Below are 21307 nucleotides of genomic sequence, written 5' to 3' on the forward strand. Positions count from 1 at the left end.
GTTCATATGACCGCATCGTCTCTCATTGCGACAGATCAATCTTCCCCGAGAGTCGGTATTTCCCGCCGGCAAGATGTTCGAAAAGTGAGTCATCGGCACAAGCTGACTGCTCAACCAGCGGTCGCTGCCTCACGCGCTGTCGCGACATCTGAATCGGCGCCAACCTCAGGGCTGACCTCAGTGCCAACCTCAGCGCTCGCCTCCAGCGCCCCGACTTCCTCAAGCTTGCCCTTGCCGGTGACGATGGCTTCCAGGTGATCGCAGAAGTCACTCAGCGCATCGCTGACATGGCCCGGCGAGCGATGAAGCTCGATTTCCACATGGCCAAGCGGCGGCAAGCCTTCGTCATCGCCGACGATTCGACAGCCGGAGGGCACGCTGCGCGGGGTCTTGACGGTCAGTGCCAGTCCGGCCTTCACCGGTAGATTGATGCCTGTCGGCGACTGGCTCGAGTAACGCACATCCCACTGTCGGTCATCCCGCCCCAAGGCGGCGAAGGCATGCGCGCGGAAGATGCAGCCTTCCGGATTGAGCGCGAGCGGCAGTACCTCCCAGTCTGCAAGCGATTGGTCCTCGGCGACCACCCACACCATGCGCTCGCGCCCCAACAGCCGCCCGGTCTGGGTCGGCCCGTGACGCACCACCAGCACGGCGTCCAGCAAGCCTTCCTGAAAATCATGCACCAGCGAGGCGCTGATCTTGCAGGTCACCTCCAGGCGCACTTCGGGGTGATCCGCGGCGAAGCGTGACAGCAATTCGGGCAGGTAGGTACTGGCCTGTTCTTCCGACGTGCCCAGCCGGATGAGCTCATTCTTACGGTCGACCCCGAGCACCTGCCGTGCCTCATCCTGCAGCTTGAGAATGTGCCGCGCATAGGGCAGCAATCGCCCTCCCGATGCCGTGAGTTCTACCCGACGGCTGGTGCGGGACAGCAGCGCCCCGCCCATCTGATCCTCCAGCCGCTTGATCTGCAGGCTGACGGCAGACTGGGTGCGATGCAGCACCTTGCCGGCGGCGCTGAACCCTTCACATTCGGCCACCGTGACAAAGGCACGAAGCAGGTCGGTATCCATGATCTATGAGCCCTCGCAATGCATTTGATCTTGACCATTCATTTCTATTATCAAAACACGCCCTCTAACCTATTCCTACGTTATTTAGCGATCAGGGAACAGGAGGCCGGGCATGAACGCAATCCAGCAGCAGGACAGTGATACCTCTCTCGATGGGCTGATAGATCTTGAACACTATCCCATCCATCGGCTGACAGAAGCGCGGGGTCGCGAACTGATGCGCCAATGTCGTGAACAGCTCGCGCAGGATGGCTGCGTCGTGCTGGAGGGCTTCGTGCCGCAGGAGGCGCTGGCCCGACTGGAGCAGGAAACGGAGCGTCTTTCACCGCTGGCGCACTACAACCAGACCGTCACCAACCCCTACAACAGCGACGGTGATGACTCACTGCCCGCATCACATCCGCGCAATCGCTTCGGTGATCGCACCAACGGTTTCGTGGCGGGTGACCGCATCGGCTCGGACACCTTGATTCGCCAGGTCTACTCGCATCCCGATTTCCAGGACTTCATCGCCAGCGTCGTCGGCATGGACGACATTCACCAATATGCCGACCCGCTCGCGGATCTGGTCGTCAACGTGCTGCGCGATGGCTGCCAGCATCCCTGGCACTACGACACCAACGAATTCATCGTCACCATGATGACCCGCAAGTCCGATGCGGGTGGCCGCTTCGAATACGCCGCCGGAATCCGCAGCCCTGAGGGCGAGAACTTCGAGGGCGTCGAGAAGGTGCTCGACGGAGACCGCTCGCGCCTGACCGCCATCGATCTGAAGCCGGGCGACCTGCAGATCTTCTTCGGTCGCTACTCCCTGCATCGCGTCACCCCGGTTCGCGGTGAGCGAGAACGCCATACCGTGATCTTCGCGTACGCCAAGGAGCCCGGCTTCATCGGTCGCCCTGAGCGCGCCCAGCGAATCTTCGGCCGCATGGCGCCTATCCACGAGCGCCTGCTCAAGGAAGGCATGCAGCGCAGCGACAACCTGGCGGACTGACATGCCCGAGCCCGGCGCGCCCTGTCCTCTACCAGTTCTTGTACCAGCGCCTGTGCCAGTCCTTTTTTCCAGCGCCTTTCCTGACCTTTTCACCAGACCGTGAGCCGAGACCAACCATGAGCATCGTCGACTTTGAACGCCTGACCGACAGTGAACCCGCAAGCTTCCCGATCGTGCCGTCCGCGCCAATGGCCAATGGCGACAGCATTCCCACAGCCTTTGACCCTGTGCAGCTGCGCGGCGGTCGTCTGGCTCGCCTGCGCGCCATGATGGCGGAGAAGGGCTACGCCGCCGTGGTGCTGTTTGATCCCAACAACCAGCGCTATGCCACCGGCTCGCGCAACATGTTCGGCTACTTCCTGCGCAACTCCACCCGCTACATCTACGTGCCCCTCGAGGGGCCGGTGATCCTGTTCGAATACCCCGGCAGCGCCCACGTCTCGACCTGGCTTGAAACCATCGATGAGGCGCGCACGTCCAAGGTGGTGTGGTCCGCCGTCAACCAGCGCGACAACCTCTCGAGCGACCCGTTCGGCATCGAGATTGCCCAGCTGGTCGAGGAACATGGTGGCGGCAATCGCAAGGTCGGGCTGGACCGCTGCACCCTGAATCTGGCGCGCTCGCTGGAAGCGCAGGGGCTGGAAGTCTTCGACTGCATGCAGGACACCCTGCACTGCCGTCGCCTCAAGACGCCTGAGGAAATTGCCTGTCTGGCCCAGTCGATGGCCGGAAGCGAGGCCGCAGTTGCCGCCGTGGAAGCCGCCATCAAGCCCGGCGTCACCGAGAATGAGCTGTTCGCCATCATGTACGGCGATGTCATCCGCCAGGGCGGTGAGTTCATCGAGACGCGCCTGCTGTCGTCCGGGCCGCGCACCAATCCGTGGTTCAACGAGGCCAGCGACCGCGTGATACGCCCCGGCGAGCTGGTCGCGCTGGATACCGACACCATCGGCTGCCACGGCTACTACTCCGACTTCTCACGCACCTTCCATGTCGGACCGGGCCGACCGACCGCCTATCAGCAGAGTCTGTACCAGATGGCGCACGAGCAGGTGCACCACAACATGTCGATCCTCAAGCCCGGCATCAGCTATCGCGAGATCGCCGAGAGCGCCTGGAAGATTCCCGAGCGTTTCCTCGACCGCCGTTACCCCTCGATCATCCACGGCGTCGGCATGCATGGCGAGACGCCACTGGTCGCGCACCACATGGACTTTGATCGCTTCTCCAAGGATGGCGTGCTGGAACCCGGCATGGTCGTCTCGGTGGAAAGCTATATCGGCGAAGTCGGCGCGGCCGATGGCGTCAAGCTGGAGGAAGAGGTGCTGATCACCGAGACCGGCATCGAGAAGATCTCGCGCTATCCCTTCGATGAGGCACTGCTGGGGCGTCAATTCTGAGCACTGGTCATTCCAGGCTCACAGCAACCTCAGCTCAAGACAGCGACTTTCCCTGCCACATTCTCTGCGACTGAACACAAGGCTGAAAACTGACCGATGGATACCCTGACTCACCTGATTGGCGGTGACGCCGTGACTGGCGAACGCACCCTGGATGTGCTCAATCCGGCCACCGCGCAAGCCGTGCGCCGCCTGCCACTGGCCGATGCCGCCATCGTGCAACGCGCGATAGAGACCGCCAGGGGTGCCCTGCCCGCCTGGCGCGCCATGCCGCCCGCCAAGCGCGCTCAGGTCATGTATCGCTTCAAGACATTGCTGGAACGGGATGCTCAGGAAATCTGCGCCCTGATCAGTGAAGAGCACGGCAAGGTGCTCGACGACGCCATGGGCGAACTCAAGCGCGGCATCGAGAACGTCGAATATGCCTGCGGCGTGCCGGAGCTGCTCAAGGGCGAGTATTCCCACAATGCCGGGCCGAGCATCGACACCTGGTCCAACCATCAACCGCTGGGCATCGTGGCCGGTGTCACGCCGTTCAACTTCCCGGCCATGGTGCCGCTCTGGATGTTCCCCATGGCGCTGGCCTGCGGCAACGCCTTCATCCTCAAGCCGTCGGAGCAGAGTCCGTCGGCAGCCAACAAGATGGCCCACCTGCTGCAAGAAGCCGGACTGCCCGCAGGGCTCTTCAGCGTGGTGCATGGTGATCGTGAAGCCGTCGAGGCGCTGATCGCGGCCCCGGAAGTCAAGGCGATGAGCTTCGTCGGCTCGACGCCCGTGGCGCGGAGCCTCTACGAAGGTGGCACTCGTCAGGGCAAGCGGATCCAGGCGCTGGGGGGCGCCAAGAATCACGCCGTGGTATTGCCGGACGCCGATCTCGACAATGCCGCCAGCACCTTGATCGGGGCCGCCTTCGGCAGCGCAGGCGAGCGCTGCATGGCCATCTCGGTGGCCGTCTGCGTGGGGGATGAAACCGCGGATGCCCTGATCGAACGCCTCGCGCCTCAGGCCCGCGCCATGAGCATCGGCCCGGGTACCGAACCCGGTCACGACATGGGCGCCCTGATCAATGCCTCGCAGCGCGACAAGGTCGCCGGCTATATCGAGGCAGGCGCCAGCGCTGGCGCCCAGCTGATCGTGGATGGCCGCACTCACCCGCTGGTCGAGAGCTCGCCCGGCTTCTTCATGGGCGCCACGCTGTTCGATCGCGTCACGCCGGACATGAGCATCTATCGTGACGAGATCTTCGGCCCGGTACTCTGTGTGGTGCGCGTGGCAAGCTTCGAAGACGCCATCGCGCTGATCAATGATCACCAGTACGGCAACGGCACCTGCCTCTTCACCCGCGATGGCGAGGCCGGACGCCGCTTCGCCGACCAGATCGAGGTCGGCATGGTCGGCATCAACGTGCCCTTGCCGGTACCGGTAGCCTTCCATAGCTTCGGCGGCTGGAAGGACTCGCTGTTCGGTGACCTGCACGCCTATGGCCCCGACGCCGTGCGCTTCTATACCCGGCGCAAGAGCGTGTCCCAGCGCTGGCCTGAGCGCAGTGCTCAGGAAGCCGCCCAGTTCAGCTTCCCGTCCTGAGCCGAATTGCTGAAAACGTAAACTAGACCGCAAACAAGACGCCCGCGCCAGAATTCTGGCGCGGGCGTCTTGTTGTTCGACAGGCTTAATTGCTCAACACCTGTCGCTCAGCGATAGCCCAGCATCAGGTCACGCACCAGCGGCGTATCGGCGTCGCGGTGTGTCGGCAGCTCGAATCGGGCCTTGGCGATCGCGGTCCGCGACAGCTCGGCATGTATCAGCATCTCGCGGTCTTCCGCCTGAGCCAGCGTTTCCCCGCGCGGGCCAAGAATTCGCGACCCGCCCCAGAAATGACTGCCGCCTTCCGGCCCGAAGCGATTGGCCATGATGACCGGCGTGCCGTAGGTCATGGCGTAGAACTGAAGGTTGATCGCCCAGTTCTGCTCGTTGGAGAAATCATCGCTGACGATGCCCGAGGCCGAATTGATCTTGCCCAGCAACAGTCGACACTCCGTCAAGGAAGTACACTGAACAAGGTAACCCATAGCAAGGCAAGAAGATCCGTACCGTTACTCTCAAGCCTAGTAGGATGAGTCCCTGGCACTCACCGACCGTATCGCTATCAGTGCCGCCGTCCGAAAGTTGGGTCTGCAGCCCAGCAACTCTAACAGTGGCGCGTCAAGGCTAAACAGCAGCAAAGTGCCTCGGCCCGAGAGCAGGCACTAGCCGACGAGAATACTCGCCTTAAACGTTAACTGACCGAGAAGTCAGAAGAGCTTAAAATCGCAAAAAATCCGCGGCGTACTTCGCCAAAAACCTGAAGTGAAGTACGCTTTCATCAGGCATTCAGTATTCAGCGCATGTGCGCCATTCTAATCGTTGCTCGCAGTGGCTACTACGCTTGGCGACAGCGTGGCGGTAAACCGTGTAGAGGGCGATGCCGGCAGACCGTTATTGATCAGCGAGTGGGACCAGGCCTACCACCACGGGTAGAGGCCCTCAGACACCCCCAAATTGGCCTTAGATCTGTGTGACGAGGGACTGCAGGTAAACCGCAAAGCCGTCGCTGCCAGTCTCCAGCGGCAAGGCGACGCGGAAGCACAAGGCCACCACGAACTCACGCCACACACTGCCGGTAGCGTCCAATTTGCTGAAATAGAACTTAACAACAACGGCCCCAAAGCAGAAATAGGCCCGCGACAACACCTACTTGGCGAGCGGCGAAAGCTAGCTTTACTTGGCTATTGAACGATCTTTACTCACCGACTCAGCGATGAGTGAACGGATGACCGCCGGCTTGGTCGGTGACGCCCTGAAGATGGGCCTATGAGTCTAAAGATGTGATTGTCCACTCAGATCTCGGCAGCCAGTACTGCTCGACCCTCTATTCAGTCGCCGCTGACGCGACACGATATCCCATGCAGCATGAGCGACAAGGGGAATAGTTATGATAATGCCTTTGCCGAGAGCTTCTTCCACAGCCTCAAGGCCGGGTCGATCCACGGCGAACGATTCAATATCCAGGCAGCCATGCAGCGGCAGATATGCGAGTATATTGAATTGGACTACGGCCGGCATCGGCGGCACAGTGCCATCGGGATGATCAGCCAAGCGGCCTTCGAGACCCGAATGATCGCTTAGGTTGGTGTTCATGGTCACTGGGCAACATCATGATCGATTAACTAGACACTGGGCGCAGTGATCACACGCTCTACCCCCATTGCCTCTAATTCGAGCATCACCACGCTACCCAGCACATCCTGTATATAGTGCCTAGTCAATGCGCAAAGCGATCTCTTCACATGGTACCGGTGTTCCCACCACGAGACGCTCATCAATCAATATGCGTGTCAGAGTACGAGACATGTTGTCTTCCGCGTGTTGGTATCACGATTGAATGAATGCCGGAAAGCGAGTCAGTAGCGAAAACCAATGACTTCACGTGCATGCTCGCGCTTCTCTTCCGAGGCCGCTGACAACAGGGTGCCAATTACACAAATCGTCAGGTTGAGCGCCAGCCCCCAAAGGCCACTGTAGATACCTAATGGACGCAGCCCGATGAAAGTAAAACCGGCAGCCAGTATCGCCCCTACCAACATGCCTATGAACACCGCACGCTCGTTGAGACGCGCCCAGTAGAGCCCCAGAATCAACGCGGGTGCGGTCTGGATCAACAGTTCAAACTTGATCACAAAGATCTGATAGAGAGTCGCGGGTGGGTACCAGGCGATCAGGACCAGAATAACTACGGCCACCAGGCCCACCAGCTTTCCTACCAGTACCTTTTGGTATTCGCTGGAATCGGGTCGAATGTAGCGTCCATAGAGGTCGTTGGAGACGATCGAAGAAAAGGTCAAAAGTACCGAGTCGGCGGTCGAAACTATCGCCGCGATTACACCGCCGAAAAGTAGCACCATGGCCCAGTAAAAGAAGGAATTCTGGTTGGCGAGCGCATTGGCCATGAACCCCACCAATTGCTCAGATTCAGCGGTAGTCAACCCAGGGAAGGCGGCGATACCGATGATACCGATCATGAACACCACACCGGCAGTAAAAAACGGCATATAAGCCATGCGAATTAAAGAGCGCTTGAGGGTCGCTTCGCTTTTAGCGGCGAATATACGCTGCACAGCATGGGGGTAGATGGCTGCCCCGATGCCTACCAGTATGAGCAGACTAAACCAGCGCGTGAGCGCAGGCCCCTCGGGCGGCGAGAGCTTTTCGGGAGAGGTGGCCTGCATCTGCTCGGCGGCGCTACCGAGGCCTCCGAAGTAGTAGAGCGAACCAAACAACAGCGTGAAGACGCCAAATAGTAGCGCCAGTCCCTGGATAGTATCGGTCCAGGCGACGGAGCGCATGCCGCCCAGCCAGCTGTAGGCAACCATGATGATAATGAAGAAGACAACTCCCACCTGGTAAGGAATAGTGCCGCCGGTGAGACCCGCTACGCCCTGACCAATGGCCACGAATTGCTCAAGCAGATAATTAGCCAAGCCGTAGAGCATCAGTAAGGCGGCCAAGATTGCGACTCGGCGCGAGCGAAATCGAAGTGCAATCCAATCCACTGGCGTGAGCAGATTGAAACGTCGACCAAGAGCATAAAGGCGCGGCGCAAAAAACAGGTAGATCATAATGATCATGATAAAAAATGGAACCGAAACGAGATATTGATACCCCAGCCGGTAGGAGGTGGGCGGATAGCCAACAACCGTATTTCCACTATATTGGGTAGCAAAGAAGGTGAAAAATAACACCATCACACCCAATCCACGGCCACCGAGATAGTATTCGTCCAAGCTTTCTCTCATGCCGCGATTACGTATGAAGGCATAGAGTCCCACAGCGAGCATTAGTGCGCCATATAACGCTAGGACCAGTACCCCCGACCAACCACTGAATGCCAGTTCGACTTCCATGATTTATTCCTCCTCTTGTTGGCGCTCATGAGCGCCGCCGTAGAGCTCATCACTGTCGGTATGCCACTGAGTCATCACTACCCAAGTGATAAAGATCGACATTAATAGTGAAGCCGCCAACACAATAAGAGCCCAAAGTGGGACACCCAGGACTAATGGCGTGGTCATACCATTAGGGAAATACCATGGATTTATAAGCATAAATAGCAACGCAAAGCCGATCCAGACACGGCGATTATGCACCGGCTCGGTTATTTTGTTCATGTCATCCTCCTCTATAGGGGAGCACTATCCCAGATTTACTGCTGCACAGTCAGGAGAGACTCTATCCAGTAGCTCGGCAGGCTGGATATCAATGTTTGAGCTAGCAAGACTTCGTCGATCACGAAGAGTTAGAACCATGGTCGTAAATTCGATACGATGGTCTAATCATCATCAGATGCTTCCCTTCTCGCATTGGCGCAAAGCATTAGGTGTTCAACCAACTGGCGAGCGATTACCGGTAGGTCTTCGACATTGCGCACCGCAAGATGCAGCTCGCGTACCGCCCAGTCATCGATCAATGGCACGATAGACAAGGCCAGCCCGTGGCGCACCGCTTCCACAGCTCGCTCAGGCAGAATTCCGACGCCCATACCACGGTCGATCATGCGACAAATCCCTTCGAAGCTGCGCACTTGAATGCGCATTCTCAACGGTCGGTCGAGCCCCTGCGAGCCGCACTGCAGAAGGCTCTGCAGAGAGGTATCCTGCTCTAGACCAATAAAGTCGTTATCAAGTGTCTCGGCCAAAGCTACATTGCCTCGAACGGCCAGCGGATGATCGGCGGGCGTGACCAGTACCAAACGATCACGTCGCCATAGCCGCGTATCGAGCCCCTCTGCAGGCACATGGCCGGCATAGAGACCAATATCGGTGAGACCGTCGCGCACCGCGCCAACGATTTCTTGGCTAACGCGCTCTCGTAGGTCGATACGAATCTGAGGGAAGCGCTCCATGAATACGCTCAGGTCGTCGGGAAGAAACTCGATAATCGAGGAGGTATTAGCGTGCAGGCGAATGTGTCCCTTAATACCTATGCTGTACTCACTCATATCAGCGTTCAGCCTAAGGAGACCATCCAGCATTTGGCGAGCGTGATGAAGAAAGGCATGCCCGGCGGCGGTCAACTCGATACCTCGCGACCGGCGATAGAGCAGAGAGATACCGAGCTGATATTCTAGGTCGCTAATGCGCTTGCTGACAGCTGCCAGTGCCAGGTGTTCGCGCTCTGCTGCGCGCGTCAAGCTGCGCTCGTCGGCGATTGCCACGAACAACCGCAAGGTAACGAAGTCGAGACGTTTCATGGTGCTCTCCAGTAATGGTCAGCGTTGCTATCTAGGCAATGAAGATGGGATCGCTATTTTGCATGCGTCTTCGTCGTTTGCGAAATCTTCCTTGGTCAAACTCCAATTGTTGCATCGCACGACCCTGGGTCATGCTCAAAGACAGTACACCCTCGGGAGAACTGCAATGACTAATACCGACCATCATCCGGCACTTTCCGGCCTGAAGGTACTGGAGCTTGGCCAGCTAATTGCTGGCCCTTTTGCAACCAAACTTCTAGGCGAGTTTGGCGCTGATGTCATCAAGATAGAGCCACCCTTTAGCGGGGATCCATTGCGGCGCTGGCGTGTCCTCGAAGAGGGAACCTCACTGTGGTGGCACGTTCAAACGCGTAATAAGCGCTCGCTATCACTAGACCTGAAAAGCGAAGATGGTCAGGAGATCGTGCGTCAGCTAGCCACCGAGGCAGATATCGTGGTGGAAAACTTCCGCCCCGGCACGCTGGAAAAATGGGGGTTGGGCTGGGAGGCGCTCAGCGAACTGAATCCGGCACTAATCATGGTTCGAATCTCGGGCTACGGTCAGACCGGGCCCTACCGGGACCGCCCCGGCTTCGGCGTCATAGGTGAGGCGATGGGGGGGCTGCGTTACCTCACTGGGCACCCTGACGAACCCTCGGTGCGGGTCGGCGTCAGCTTGGGCGATTCGCTTTCGGCGCTGTACGGCGTCATCGGCGCCCTGTTAGCACTGCAGGAGCGTAACCACAGCGACTGCGGGCAGTACATCGATGTTGCACTCTACGAGTCAGTATTCGCCATGATGGAGAGCCTGGTTCCCGAATATGACGGCGCGGGCATCATACGAGAGCCCAGTGGCAGTGCTCTGCCCGGGATCACACCATCGAACTCCTACCTCTGCCGTGACGGTGAACACGTGTTGATTGCTGGTAACGGCGACAGCATCTACAAGCGACTGATGCAGGCGATAGGGCGAGACGACCTTGCTGAAGAAGCCGCACTGGCGCATAACGATGGCCGTTCGAGAGACGCCGAACGCATTGATACCGCTATTGGCGAATGGACCGCCCAGCACGAACGCGACCACGTACTGGAAGTGCTGGAAGCGGCCAGCGTTCCCTCCGGCTACCCCTATACCGCCCGGGATATTGTCGAGGATCCTCACTATCAGGCACGGGAGATGATCGAAACCATCACCACCGAGAGTGGTAGACGTTTGAAGGTGCCGGGGGTGTTGCCACGACTGAGTCGCACGCCCGGCCGCGTCGGTGGCGGCGGCCCGCAGTTGGGACAGCACACGCGAACGATACTCGACGAACTGGGTATCGATAGCGACACCCAGCGCGCGCTGTTTGAGCGTGGTGTGCTGTATGAAAGCAGTATGGGGGAGAAGTCATGAACGAGCGCATTTACATCAATGAGGTAGCTCCCCGCGACGGCCTGCAGATCGAACCCGTTTTCGTACCGACTACGGAAAAAGTAGCACTTATCGATGCGATATCGGCCACGGGCGTGGCCGCCATTGAGACAACCTCTTTCACATCATCGAAAGCTATTCCCAGCCTTGCGGACGCATCCGACGTGTTGGCCGGGATTCACCGTCACAAAGGGGTACGCTACGTAGCATTGGTACCGAACCAGCGCGGTGCCGAACGCGCTCTGGAAAGCGGTGCCGACGAATACAACCTAGTGCTATCAGCCAGTGACAGCCACGGCCTGGCTAACCTGCGCATGACGCCTTGGCAGTCACTGGAACGCTTGGAGGGAGTGATAGCTCACGTTCGAGCACGCGCCCCCGCGACGATCTTCAACGCCTCTATCTCCACTGCGTTCGGCTGTCCCTTCGAAGGACCAGTGGCCGAGGCCAAGATACTGGGCATCGTCGAGCGGCTCGGTGGACTGGGCGTCGACGGCATCAGCTTATGCGACACTACCGGCATGGCTAATCCGAGCCAGGTGAGCAACCTGTGCAAACATGTGCTGACACACCACTCGGAACTCCGCTTGACGTTACATCTACACAACACTCGAGGTATGGGGCTGGCCAATGCATTGGCCGGGTGGCAAGTGGGTGTAGTTCATTTCGATGCCGCGCTAGGCGGCCTGGGAGGCTGCCCTTTCGCGCCGGGCGCCAGCGGCAACGTCTGTACCGAGGACCTAGTTCACATGTTCGAGGAGATGGGGGTAGATACCGGAGTCGATCTAGAAGCCTTGATAAAAGTCGCCCAAACGCTACCAACTTTGCTAGGCCACGAGATGCCCGGCCAGGTCGTCAAGGCAGGTCGCGCTAATCGTCGCTACCCAACACCAAAAAGTGCCGTCTGAGCTTCTGGCCCGAGCGAGCTATGGCTTGCTCGGGTGAGGCTAATTATGGAAAAATCAATCATGGCAGCCTAACGATATTTTACCGCCTCGAGATATTATCCGAGACAGCAACAATCACGCCGTTATCCACTTAACTCTCATGACTGGTGATTGTAGTGTTCAAGTATCTTTGGCTACAGAGCTTTGAACATTCCAGTAATTCTTTCCCGCCGCATTCGGCGGCGATAGATTGTTATGCTGGTGCGGCCTGAGTCGACTGTAATAGCCAATCATGTAAGCAGTGACAGGTAGCTTAGCCGCAGCAATACCGGGATAACTAATTTCCGGTATCCATTCCATTTTAGGGCTCCCAAGAAGCCGTTCAGCTTCCCGTCCTGAGCCGCATTGCCGAAAACGTAAACAAGACCGCAAACAAGACGCCCGCGCCAGAATTCTGGCGCGGGCGTCTTGTTGTTCGACAGGCTTATATCTTGCTGCTGGGCTTGCTCAGCTCCTGTTGATCAACACCTGCCGCTCAGCGCCTGTTGCTCAACACCAGTCGCTCAGCGATAGCCCAACATCAGATCACGGACCAGCGGCGTGTCGGCGTCACGGTGCGTCGGCAGCTCGAAACGGGCCTTGGCGATCGCGGTCCGCGACAGCTCGGCATGTATCAGCATCTCGCGGTCTTCCGCCTGGGCCAGCGTTTCCCCGCGCGGGCCAAGAATTCGCGACCCGCCCCAGAAATGACTGCCGCCTTCCGGCCCGAAGCGATTGGCCATGATGACCGGCGTGCCGTAGGTCATGGCGTAGAACTGAAGGTTGATCGCCCAGTTCTGCTCGTTGGAGAAATCATCGCTGACGATGCCCGAGGCCGAATTGATCGGCGCACACAGCACGGTGGGACGCGCGAGCATGGCGGCGTGCACCAGGCCCGGATTCCACAGGTCCGCGCAGATCAGTGAGGTGGCCGACCAGCCTTCACGCACATCGTTCTGGGTCAGGTCGCTGCCGTGGGTGAACAACTTGCCCTCCTCCAGCCCGCCGTAGGTCGGCAGGTTCAGCTTGCGATGCACGGCCTGCAGCGCGCCGTGCTGCAGAATCGCCAGGGCGTTGTAGTACTCCCCCGGACTGGCCTCCTCGACAAAGCCCACCACCAGCTGCATGTCGCCCGCGGCACGCGCGAGCATCAGCAAGCGCGGGTCATGCGGCGGAAAGGCCAGATCGATGACCCGGCTGCCCATGCCATAGCCCGTCAGCGACAGCTCCGGGAAGACCAGCAGGTCCAGATCGACATCCCGCGCCTGATGGATGATGTCGAGATGACGTTCCAGGTTGGCCTCAATATCGCCGAGGGTGGCGTTGATCTGGGCCGCGCCAAAGCGCAGGTGATCTTGATGGTGCATGGGCATGTCTCGGTAATGAAAAGAGAAGGCAACGAACAGCAGAAGCCAGGGTCAGGGTCAGAGCCAGGTAGAAAACCAGGCGAAAGGCCAGGGCCAGGGCCAGGGCCAGGAAGCAGGCCAATGAGAATCAAGCGCCGCGCAGAATGTCAGCCGCAGCCGCCAGATTCAAGCCGGTGCGCCTAGAAGCGCCAGCAGCTCGGAGACCGAGTGTGACTCCAGGTCCATCACGACATCACGCAACCTGGCCGCGCGGTCTCCCAGCACCGGCTCCGCCAGGGCCTGATACTTGGCCAGCACCTGAGCATCCGTCAGCGGCTTGTCCGGATTGCCCAATGCCTCATGGTCTGCGCTTTCCAGCACCTCACCACTTTTCAGCACGATTCGCGCACGAGCCCAGCGCTCGGCAGGGAAACGGGCATTGAATGCAGCATCCTCCTCGATGACCACCTTGCTCGCCAGCGCCTTGAGGCCGGCATCGTCAAGGGCCTCGCAGACGCCCTCCACATCCACGCTGCCCCGCCCCAGAGCACAGGCGACCGACCACGGCAGGCTGTATTGCGCTTGCTCCGTGGTGACAGGGTGCATGACATGCAGCCGCTTGCCCTCATGGAAGGTGATGATCTCGATACGCATGATGTCGTCGGGCTCAGCCACGGCATCTGCCAATGACAGTACCGCCTCCACTGCCGGCTGCGCCCAGCGACACACTGGATAGGCCTTGAAGTACTGCTCGAACAGATAATGACGCTGACCGAGGTCCTGCCACAGCGCAGCGACCTCCGGCGACGTGACCGTCAATGCCGGCGCTCCGGTAAAACCATCTTCCGCCAGCAGCGCCGCCGAGATGCCGGTCATCGCGCCCCAGCCGGAGCCATCCTTAAGCATGGTGGGATGATCGATGCAGCGCATCATCTGGCTACGCGGCCCATAGAACTCGGCGATGCCCAACGCGTGGTGCAACGTCTCACGATCAAAGCCGCGCAGGCGGGCAGTCACTGCGGCCACGCCCAGCGCATTCCAGGCCCCCGACGTATGGTAATCGGGGCTCTGGGCATGCAAGGCGATGCCCGCGCGCGTGGCGACCTCATAGCCATAGGCCAGCAGCGCCAGAAACGCATGCCCGCTGAGTTGCCGGGTTTCCGGGAGCGCCAGCAGGCCGGGCAACAAGGCCACCCCCGCATGCCCCTTGGTCAGCACCTGGCCATCGTGGGCATCCAGTGCATCGATCAACCAGCCACCCTGCAGGGCGACGCCACTGGAAGAGGCCGTGCCGCTGGCAAACAACAGCGGCAAGTCGCCGCCGTGCTGGCGCGTGACGTAGCGAACCGCCTTGGCGGCCAGGGGAGTCCGCGTCGCACCTGCCGCGACGCCCAGCAGATCCAGCAGGCAGCGCTTGGCCTGGTGCAGATGCTCTGCACTGAGACGGGTCTCGTCATATTCATGGATCAGGGACAGCGGCGCAGGCGCCAGGCGATCCTCGGCAGGTGCATGAGAGGTGGGCATGGCATGAGAGGTAGACGTGGCATGAGGCAGACAATCCGGAGCAGACATGGGACTTCTCCAATTTGGCAGACACGGAAATGACCAACGGGATGGGGACAGTTGCGAGCGAAGTAGACGCGGCCGCCAGAGACGACAAGACCGCCCGCAGGCGGCCTTGTCCATGCTGGCGTGGCCCCTGAACCTCGCTGTCAGAGGATCAGGCGTACCTGAAGGTCACTTGAGGCCGTGTTCCTTCAGGAAGTCCTCGGCGACCTGCTCGATGCTCTTCTTCTCGACATCGACCTGCGCGTTCAGGCTCGCCATGGTGTCGTCATTGAGCTCGGCGGACAGCGCATTCATCTGCGACTCGAGTTCCGGGTTGGCCTTGAGCGACTCCTCACGCACCACCGGTGTCAGGGCGTAGGCCGGGAAGTAGCCCTTGTCGTCCTCGAGCACCGTGAAATCAAAGGCCGGAATGCGGCCATCGGTGGCGAATACCAGGCCGACATCGACCTGACCATCACGTAGGGCCTGGTAGACCAGACCGGAATCCATGCGCTTGACGTCGGCGCGCCCGACACGGAAGTCATAGGCCTTCTGCAGCGGACGCCAGCCATCATCACGCGCGTAGAATTCGGCGTTCAGCGCGAAGGACAGCCCCTTGTCGTCATTGACCGCCTGCGAGAGGTCGGACAGTGAGGCGATACCGCGCTCCTGGGCGTCCGCCTCACGCATCGCCAGTGCATAGGTATTGTTGGCCGCAGACGGCTCCAGCCACACCAGGCCCTTCTCGGCGTCCAGCTCCTTGACGCGGGCATAGGTGTCTTCCGGGCTCAGGCGCTCACTGACATCGTTGTAGTTGATCAGTGAGGTGCCGGTGTACTCCCAATAGAGATCGATCTGGCCGTTTTCCTGCGCCTGACGCAGGACGGCGGAGCCCATGCCGGAGCGCTCTTTCACCTCATACCCCAGGCCTTCCAGATACTGCCCCGTCATGCTGGCGAGAATCTGTTGTTCGGTGAAGTTCTTGCCACCCACCACAATCTCGTCAGCCTGAGCCGTGGAAAGTGAAGCGGCCAGTGCCGCGCCGGTCAGCAGAGTCGTCAAGGTCTTCATGGTGTTCTCCTATCCTGTGAAATTTCGGTCCAGCCGGTTGTTGTTGTTCAGGTCGTGCAGTCTGTCACCACGCGCCGAGCGAGTCGGCGCGTGGGTCTTCGTTCATGCTCGCGCCGGGTTGACGCCTCGCGGCACCACGAGGAAGGCCACGAAGGCCACCAGCACATCCACCCCGATCGCCAGCAGCGCCGTGGGGATGGCACCGGACAGCATCATGATGGGGTCATAGAGGTCGATCCCGGTAAAGATCAGCTCCCCCAGTCCACCGGCGCCGATCAGGAAGGCCAGCGGTACCGTGCCGACATTGATGGCCAGGGCGGTACGAATCCCGGCGAACATCACATACAGCGCATTGGGCAACTCGACCCGCACCAGACGCTGGAGAGGCGACATGCCGATCCCGGCTGCCGCTTCCTTCAAGGCCGGTGACACGCCCTTGAGCCCCGTGTAGGTATTGCGGGTGATGGGCAGCAGGGTCGCGACGAACAGCCCGAAGACCGCCGGCACGGTGCCGATGCCCAGAAAGCTCATCGACAGGGCCAGCACCGCCAGCGTCGGGATGGTGGTGCCCACGTTGAGCACCTGCATGGCGGATTCGGCGTAGCGCGTCATGCTCGGTCGCGACAGGATGATGCCCAGCGGGACCGCGACCAGGATGGCCAGCCCGCCGGACAGCGCCGTCAACCAGAGGTGCTGTACCGTCAGGAACTGGATGTCGGGGATATAGAAGAGGAACTCTTCGATCACACCGCTCGACTGGCTCCAGACCCCGGCCATGAAGATCGCGACCACGGCCACCAGCCGCAGCAAGCCCGTGAATTTCAGTGTCGGCATGGGCTTACTCCTTGTGCAGCGCGGTCGCGGACATCTCACCCTGCTGGCCCGAAGCCCCGCCACCCGCATGCGCCCGATAGCGCGAACCCAGATGATGGGTGATGGCGCGCTGGGTAATCTGGCCGACGATACGCCCCTCGTCATCGACGCACGGCATCCAGGTCATGTCATTGGCGAACATCAGCGAGGCCACCTTGCGCAGGTCATCCTCCAGGCTGACCACGACGGGCACGCTCTGGAAGTGATCACGGCAATGGCCCTTGGAGGTGCGAGCGATGGCGGCACTGATGATGCCGACCGGCTGACGCTTGTCGTTCACCATCACGATGCTGTTCTGGTAGCCGTAGGCCTCGATGCGCTCGAGCGCCGTGGTCAGGGTGTCATCCGGCGTGACCATGCCGATGTCTTCACTGGCCAGGTCGCGCACCTTGACCAGGTTGAGGCGCTTCAGAGCACGGTCCTCGCCCAGGAAGGATTCGACGAACTCGTTCTTCGGCGCGGCCAGCAACTCATCGGGCGGTGAATACTGCACCAGCTTGCCGCCGCGGAAGATAGCGATGCGATCGCCCATCTTGATCGCCTCATCGATATCGTGGCTGACGAACATGATGGTCTTCTTGAGGTCCTGCTGCATCTTGAGGAACTCATCCTGGATCACCGCGCGATTGATGGGATCGATGGCGCCAAAGGGCTCATCCATCAGCATCACGGGCGGGTCCGCCGCCAAGGCACGCGCCACGCCGATACGCTGCTGCTGGCCACCGGACAGCTCACTCGGGTAGCGCTTGAGGAAGGCATCGGGCTCAAGCGCGATCATGCGCATCAGCTCGCGGGCACGTTCGCGATAGCGCGTCTTGTCCCAGCCCAGCAGCCGGGGCACCACGGTGATGTTCTCCTCGATGGTCATGTTCGGGAACAGACCGATCTGCTGGATCACGTAGCCGATGTTGCGGCGCAGCTCCTGGGTATCGAGATTGGTGGTGTCTTCCCCGTTGATCAGCACTCGCCCCGAGGTCGGGCGAATGATGCGGTTGATCATCTTGAGGCTGGTGGTCTTGCCGCAACCGGAGGGGCCGAGCAGGATGCAGATCTCACCGCTCGGGACCTTCATGCTGATATTGTCAGCGGCCGTCACGGCGCCCTTCGGGGTATCGAAGACTTTTGTCAGGTTGTCGAGTTCGATCATGAAGCGTTCCTTGTCGTGTTGGCAGAATGGGCGCGAATGACGCCTCAGGCGGCGGCCGCTGTGGTGCGGTCCATGCCCTTGGGCGTCAGGCGCTTCTGCAGCGCCAACAATGCATAGTCGACGAGGATGGCCAGCACGCTGACCGCCACCGCCCCGACAATCAATTGCCGAGGATCAGACTGGGAAATTCCTCGACTGATGAAGGTGCCAAGCCCCCCGGCACCGATATAGGCCGCAATCGCCATCACCCCGATATTCAGCACCACGGCGGTGCGTACACCGGCCATGATGATCGGCACGGCCAACGGAATCTCCACCATCCACAGACGCTGATTCTGGCTCATGCCCACCCCTCTGGCGGCTTCGCGCAGCGCCGGGTCGACATTGTTGATCGCGGTATAGGTGTTGCGGATGATCGGCAACTGCGAATACAGCAGCACGGCGATCACGGCCGGCAGATAGCCGATGCCCTGCCCGATCAACGACAGGATCGGAATCATGATGCCGAACAGCGCGATGGAAGGAATCGTCACGATGATCGAGGCGATATACAGCACGGTCTTGGCGGCTCGCTCATTCTTGGTGATCGCGATGCCGATGGGCACGCCCGTCAGGGTGGCGATTCCCACCGCCACCCCGACCAGCGAGATGTGCTCAAGCGTGCGTGTGGTCAAGAGCTCCAGATTGTCCAGAGCATACTGGATCAGTTCCAAGCGGGATCTCCTTGCTTTTATTGTGTCCTGTTAGGCACGGCAGGCTTTAGCCGGCGCCACAGGTGTCAGGGCAGGTATATCATCAAGCGAAGTCGCTGAGATGCCGAAGCGGAAACCTGCTTAGCTTAGCAAAGCGAGATAGCAGTTATTTATCGATTTGGATGAGCATGCAAAATGCCAGTTATCAAGAACGGTGATCCTCCTTGCGCCACGCGAGCCCGAGAGCACGACTGACTCACTGACGACAGGTATCACTGATTCGCTCTGCAGGTTTGGGGCCAATTCGCCACCGCTATCCGCCTTGTCCGCGACGATGGTAACAAAAAAGACAAAACAATTTATAAATCATCTATTTAGCATATATGGGCAGGCCCTGCGCACAGCGAAACGACGCACGACATCCCACTGAGGGCACGCTGGAGAGTATGCCAGGGAGAGCTGATGGCAGTGAGCGTCGGCAATGCGAGCCGCAGTGAAACTTGGGGCTCGCCATTTCAGCCACATACCGCTAGACCCTTAAACATTAATGATATAGATTATCATTCAAATTATCGTAAGATATTTCGGCATCTGCGTCGCCACCCGAGGGATACCGTCACCATGCGCAATATCTTGAATACGGCACCACTTCATCGATGGTGCTTGGCATTGTCTCTGGCATCAGCACTGGCCATTCCTCAACTCTCACAGGCGGCTTCCCGCATTGCCGTGCTGGACCCTGGCCATGCAGAGATCATCGTCGCGCTCGGCGCAGAAGAACAACTTGTTCTGGTGCCGCAGGACCCCACTCTCGCCCGGGGGTTGCAGGGAGCAGAGCGCTTTCATCGTCAGCCTTCCATCGAGGGGCTGCTCGCCCATGATCCCGACCTGCTGATTGGCGGCAATCCCCAGCGGGACGCCAATGTCATGGAGCAGGCAGAACGACTGAGCATCCCCCACGTGATGCTGGAACGCACCCTGCCCGCCGTCGAACGAGTGGAAAGGCTCGCAGCGCTGATCGAGCAACCAGAACGTGGCCAGGCCTTGATAACGCGTATCCAAGCCGGCTATGCCAGCGCCGAGGCGTTGAGCGAGACAGGTGCCGCACCGCGCCTGCTGCATATCTCCAGCGCCGGAGCCGGTACCAGCGGCACCGTCACGGGAGCAGGCGCCGCCACCTCTGCCGATGCCCTGATCCGACGTGCTGGCGCCATCAATGTCGGTGCCGAGGCCGGACTTGACCGCTATCAGACCCTCAGTGCCGAAGGGGTGATGGCCATGGCGCCCGACGCCGTACTGGTGTCGGAGCTCGAGCTAGCGGCGCTCGGTGGCAAGCAAGGCGTCTGGACCAAGGTCCCGGGGCTTGCGCACACACCGGCGGCCCGTGAGCAGCGCCTGATCGTGTTGGATCATGCCGCCATCAAGTTCGATGGGGCCAGCAGCGGCCTTGCCACCCACTCTCTCGCCGAGGCGCTGTACGCCCCATGACGGATCTCACCTCAGGACTGGCCTTGCGGCGACCTGCTCTCACCCAACGCCTCTATCAGGGGCTGGCACTCGCGGCACTGGCGGGGCTGGGCATCAGCCTCACGACAGGCGTGGTATCCCTGCCGCTCAATGAGGTGCTGTCTGCACTGACCGCCCCCTGGGCTGACGACGCCAACCACGCGCTTGCTCACGCCGTGCTGTGGGAGCTTCGTCTGCCGCGCGCCCTGATGGCCTTGCTGATCGGTGCCGCTCTGGCCGTGGCCGGCGCCGCCATGCAGGGGCTCTTCGGCAACCCACTGGCGGACCCGGGCATCGTCGGCGTCAGCAGCGGTGCCTCTCTCGGGGCCGTGATGATCATCGTGTTGCGCATCGACACTCTGGGCGCCTGGACGCTACCCGTCGGTGCCTTCTGCAGTGGCTTCGTCACCACCTGGTTGATCTACCTGCTGGCGAAGCCCGCCAGCAACGGCGGTGACAATTCGCGCCTGCTGTTGATCGGGATCGCCATCAATGCCGTTGCCGGCGCATTGACCGGCTACCTCACCTATCTGGCCAGTGTCGAGCAGCTGGAAAGCCTTATGTTCTGGTCAATGGGATCATTGGCGCGTGTCTCCTGGCTGCCGGTCATGACCATCGCACCACTCACGCTGCTGGGTCTGCTGCTGTTGCGACGTCAGGCCGTGCCACTGGACCTGCTCGCCCTCGGCGAACGCCAGGCCCGCCATGCCGGTGTCGATGTCAAACGTCTGCGACTCAAGCTCATTACTCTGACCGCGTTGCTGACAGCCGCCGCCGTCGCCTTCACCGGCACCATCGGCTTCATCGGGCTGGTCGTTCCGCACCTCATGCGCACCCTGATTGGCCCCGGCCACCGCCATCTCTTGCCCTTGAGCGCTCTGGGCGGCGGAATTCTCTTGATGCTGGCCGACCTGGGGGCCCGCAGCCTGGACCCGCCCAACGAGATTCCCATCGGAATTCTGACCGCCACGCTCGGTGGGCCCTTCTTCCTGTGGCTGGTCGCCAGACGACGCGGCCCGGAGGCGAGCTGA

Annotated in this window: 19 protein-coding genes and 1 pseudogene; 8 read left to right on the forward strand and 12 right to left on the reverse strand. The window is 60.4% G+C overall.

Translation table 11 applies throughout. From position 1 onward, the window contains the following. Positions 1–110 precede the first annotated feature (110 nt). Positions 111–1073 (reverse strand): LysR family transcriptional regulator, encoded by a 963-nt coding sequence (locus tag R2R70_RS05850; RefSeq protein WP_410977543.1) that lies wholly within the window; start codon positions 1071–1073, stop codon positions 111–113. A gap of 112 nt (positions 1074–1185) precedes the next feature. Here R2R70_RS05850 and R2R70_RS05855 point away from each other — a divergent pair, with 112 nt between their 5' ends. From R2R70_RS05855 to R2R70_RS05865, 3 genes are all read left to right on the forward strand, one after another. Next, positions 1186–2067, forward strand: coding sequence for a hypothetical protein (locus R2R70_RS05855; protein ID WP_410977544.1), 882 nt, complete (start codon positions 1186–1188; stop codon positions 2065–2067). A 116-nt stretch (positions 2068–2183) separates the two neighbouring features. Further along, on the forward strand, positions 2184–3467 hold the full coding sequence (locus tag R2R70_RS05860; RefSeq protein ID WP_410977545.1) for a M24 family metallopeptidase: 1284 nt from the start codon (positions 2184–2186) through the stop codon (positions 3465–3467). A 96-nt stretch (positions 3468–3563) separates the two neighbouring features. Next, complete coding sequence (locus R2R70_RS05865; RefSeq protein WP_410977546.1) at positions 3564–5051, forward strand: CoA-acylating methylmalonate-semialdehyde dehydrogenase; 1488 nt, start codon at positions 3564–3566, stop codon at positions 5049–5051. A 107-nt stretch (positions 5052–5158) separates the two neighbouring features. Here the strand turns inward: R2R70_RS05865 and R2R70_RS05870 are convergent, their stop codons facing one another. Beyond that, entirely contained in the window at positions 5159–5491 is a 333-nt protein-coding gene (locus tag R2R70_RS05870) for a nitrilase-related carbon-nitrogen hydrolase (RefSeq protein WP_404982943.1), read from the reverse strand. An 88-nt stretch (positions 5492–5579) separates the two neighbouring features. Between R2R70_RS05870 and R2R70_RS05875 the strand changes: the two are divergent. Then, positions 5580–6632: pseudogene (locus R2R70_RS05875) on the forward strand (IS3 family transposase); the annotation flags it as partial. 275 nt (positions 6633–6907) lie between these two features. On the opposite strand, the gene R2R70_RS05880 reads toward R2R70_RS05875, so the two are convergent. From R2R70_RS05880 to R2R70_RS05890, 3 genes are all read right to left on the reverse strand, one after another. Further along, positions 6908–8407 carry a sodium:solute symporter gene (locus tag R2R70_RS05880; RefSeq protein ID WP_404982944.1) on the reverse strand — a complete coding sequence of 500 codons (1500 nt, stop codon included), beginning with the start codon at positions 8405–8407 and terminating at the stop codon, positions 6908–6910. A gap of 3 nt (positions 8408–8410) precedes the next feature. Further along, positions 8411–8671, reverse strand: a complete 261-nt coding sequence (locus R2R70_RS05885) for a hypothetical protein (protein WP_404982945.1) — start codon at positions 8669–8671, stop codon at positions 8411–8413. A 161-nt stretch (positions 8672–8832) separates the two neighbouring features. Further along, positions 8833–9753, reverse strand: coding sequence for a LysR family transcriptional regulator (locus R2R70_RS05890; RefSeq protein WP_410977547.1), 921 nt, complete (start codon positions 9751–9753; stop codon positions 8833–8835). Between the two features lie 166 nt (positions 9754–9919). Here R2R70_RS05890 and R2R70_RS05895 point away from each other — a divergent pair, with 166 nt between their 5' ends. After that, entirely contained in the window at positions 9920–11149 is a 1230-nt protein-coding gene (locus R2R70_RS05895) for a CaiB/BaiF CoA transferase family protein (protein WP_410977576.1), read from the forward strand. Continuing rightward, the gene (locus tag R2R70_RS05900) at positions 11146–12075 is read left to right on the forward strand and encodes a hydroxymethylglutaryl-CoA lyase (RefSeq protein ID WP_410977548.1); all 930 of its coding nucleotides are present in this window, start codon (positions 11146–11148) and stop codon (positions 12073–12075) included. The genes R2R70_RS05895 and R2R70_RS05900 overlap by 4 nt, the downstream gene beginning before the upstream one ends. A 159-nt stretch (positions 12076–12234) precedes the next feature. Here the strand turns inward: R2R70_RS05900 and R2R70_RS05905 are convergent, their stop codons facing one another. From R2R70_RS05905 to R2R70_RS05935, 7 genes are all read right to left on the reverse strand, one after another. Next, entirely contained in the window at positions 12235–12414 is a 180-nt protein-coding gene (locus R2R70_RS05905; RefSeq protein WP_410977549.1) for a hypothetical protein, read from the reverse strand. A gap of 203 nt (positions 12415–12617) precedes the next feature. Further along, positions 12618–13460 carry a nitrilase-related carbon-nitrogen hydrolase gene (locus R2R70_RS05910; protein ID WP_410977550.1) on the reverse strand — a complete coding sequence of 281 codons (843 nt, stop codon included), beginning with the start codon at positions 13458–13460 and terminating at the stop codon, positions 12618–12620. A 165-nt stretch (positions 13461–13625) separates the two neighbouring features. Continuing rightward, the gene (locus R2R70_RS05915; protein WP_410977551.1) at positions 13626–15011 is read right to left on the reverse strand and encodes an MmgE/PrpD family protein; all 1386 of its coding nucleotides are present in this window, start codon (positions 15009–15011) and stop codon (positions 13626–13628) included. 165 nt (positions 15012–15176) lie between these two features. Beyond that, positions 15177–16058 carry a glycine betaine ABC transporter substrate-binding protein gene (locus tag R2R70_RS05920; RefSeq protein WP_410977552.1) on the reverse strand — a complete coding sequence of 294 codons (882 nt, stop codon included), beginning with the start codon at positions 16056–16058 and terminating at the stop codon, positions 15177–15179. 102 nt (positions 16059–16160) lie between these two features. After that, positions 16161–16892 (reverse strand): ABC transporter permease, encoded by a 732-nt coding sequence (locus R2R70_RS05925; protein WP_216060389.1) that lies wholly within the window; start codon positions 16890–16892, stop codon positions 16161–16163. A gap of 4 nt (positions 16893–16896) precedes the next feature. Further along, positions 16897–18078, reverse strand: a complete 1182-nt coding sequence (locus tag R2R70_RS05930; RefSeq protein ID WP_192837739.1) for an ABC transporter ATP-binding protein — start codon at positions 18076–18078, stop codon at positions 16897–16899. A 44-nt stretch (positions 18079–18122) separates the two neighbouring features. Further along, entirely contained in the window at positions 18123–18791 is a 669-nt protein-coding gene (locus R2R70_RS05935) for an ABC transporter permease (protein WP_176677398.1), read from the reverse strand. Between the two features lie 648 nt (positions 18792–19439). Between R2R70_RS05935 and R2R70_RS05940 the strand changes: the two genes are divergently transcribed. Both R2R70_RS05940 and R2R70_RS05945 read left to right on the forward strand, forming a co-directional pair. After that, entirely contained in the window at positions 19440–20258 is an 819-nt protein-coding gene (locus tag R2R70_RS05940) for a hemin ABC transporter substrate-binding protein (RefSeq protein ID WP_410977553.1), read from the forward strand. Between the two features lie 23 nt (positions 20259–20281). Beyond that, on the forward strand, positions 20282–21307 hold the full coding sequence (locus R2R70_RS05945; RefSeq protein WP_410977554.1) for a FecCD family ABC transporter permease: 1026 nt from the start codon (positions 20282–20284) through the stop codon (positions 21305–21307).

Source organism: Cobetia sp. SIMBA_158, from assembly GCF_046566945.1.
Classification (GTDB): domain Bacteria; phylum Pseudomonadota; class Gammaproteobacteria; order Pseudomonadales; family Halomonadaceae; genus Cobetia; species Cobetia amphilecti.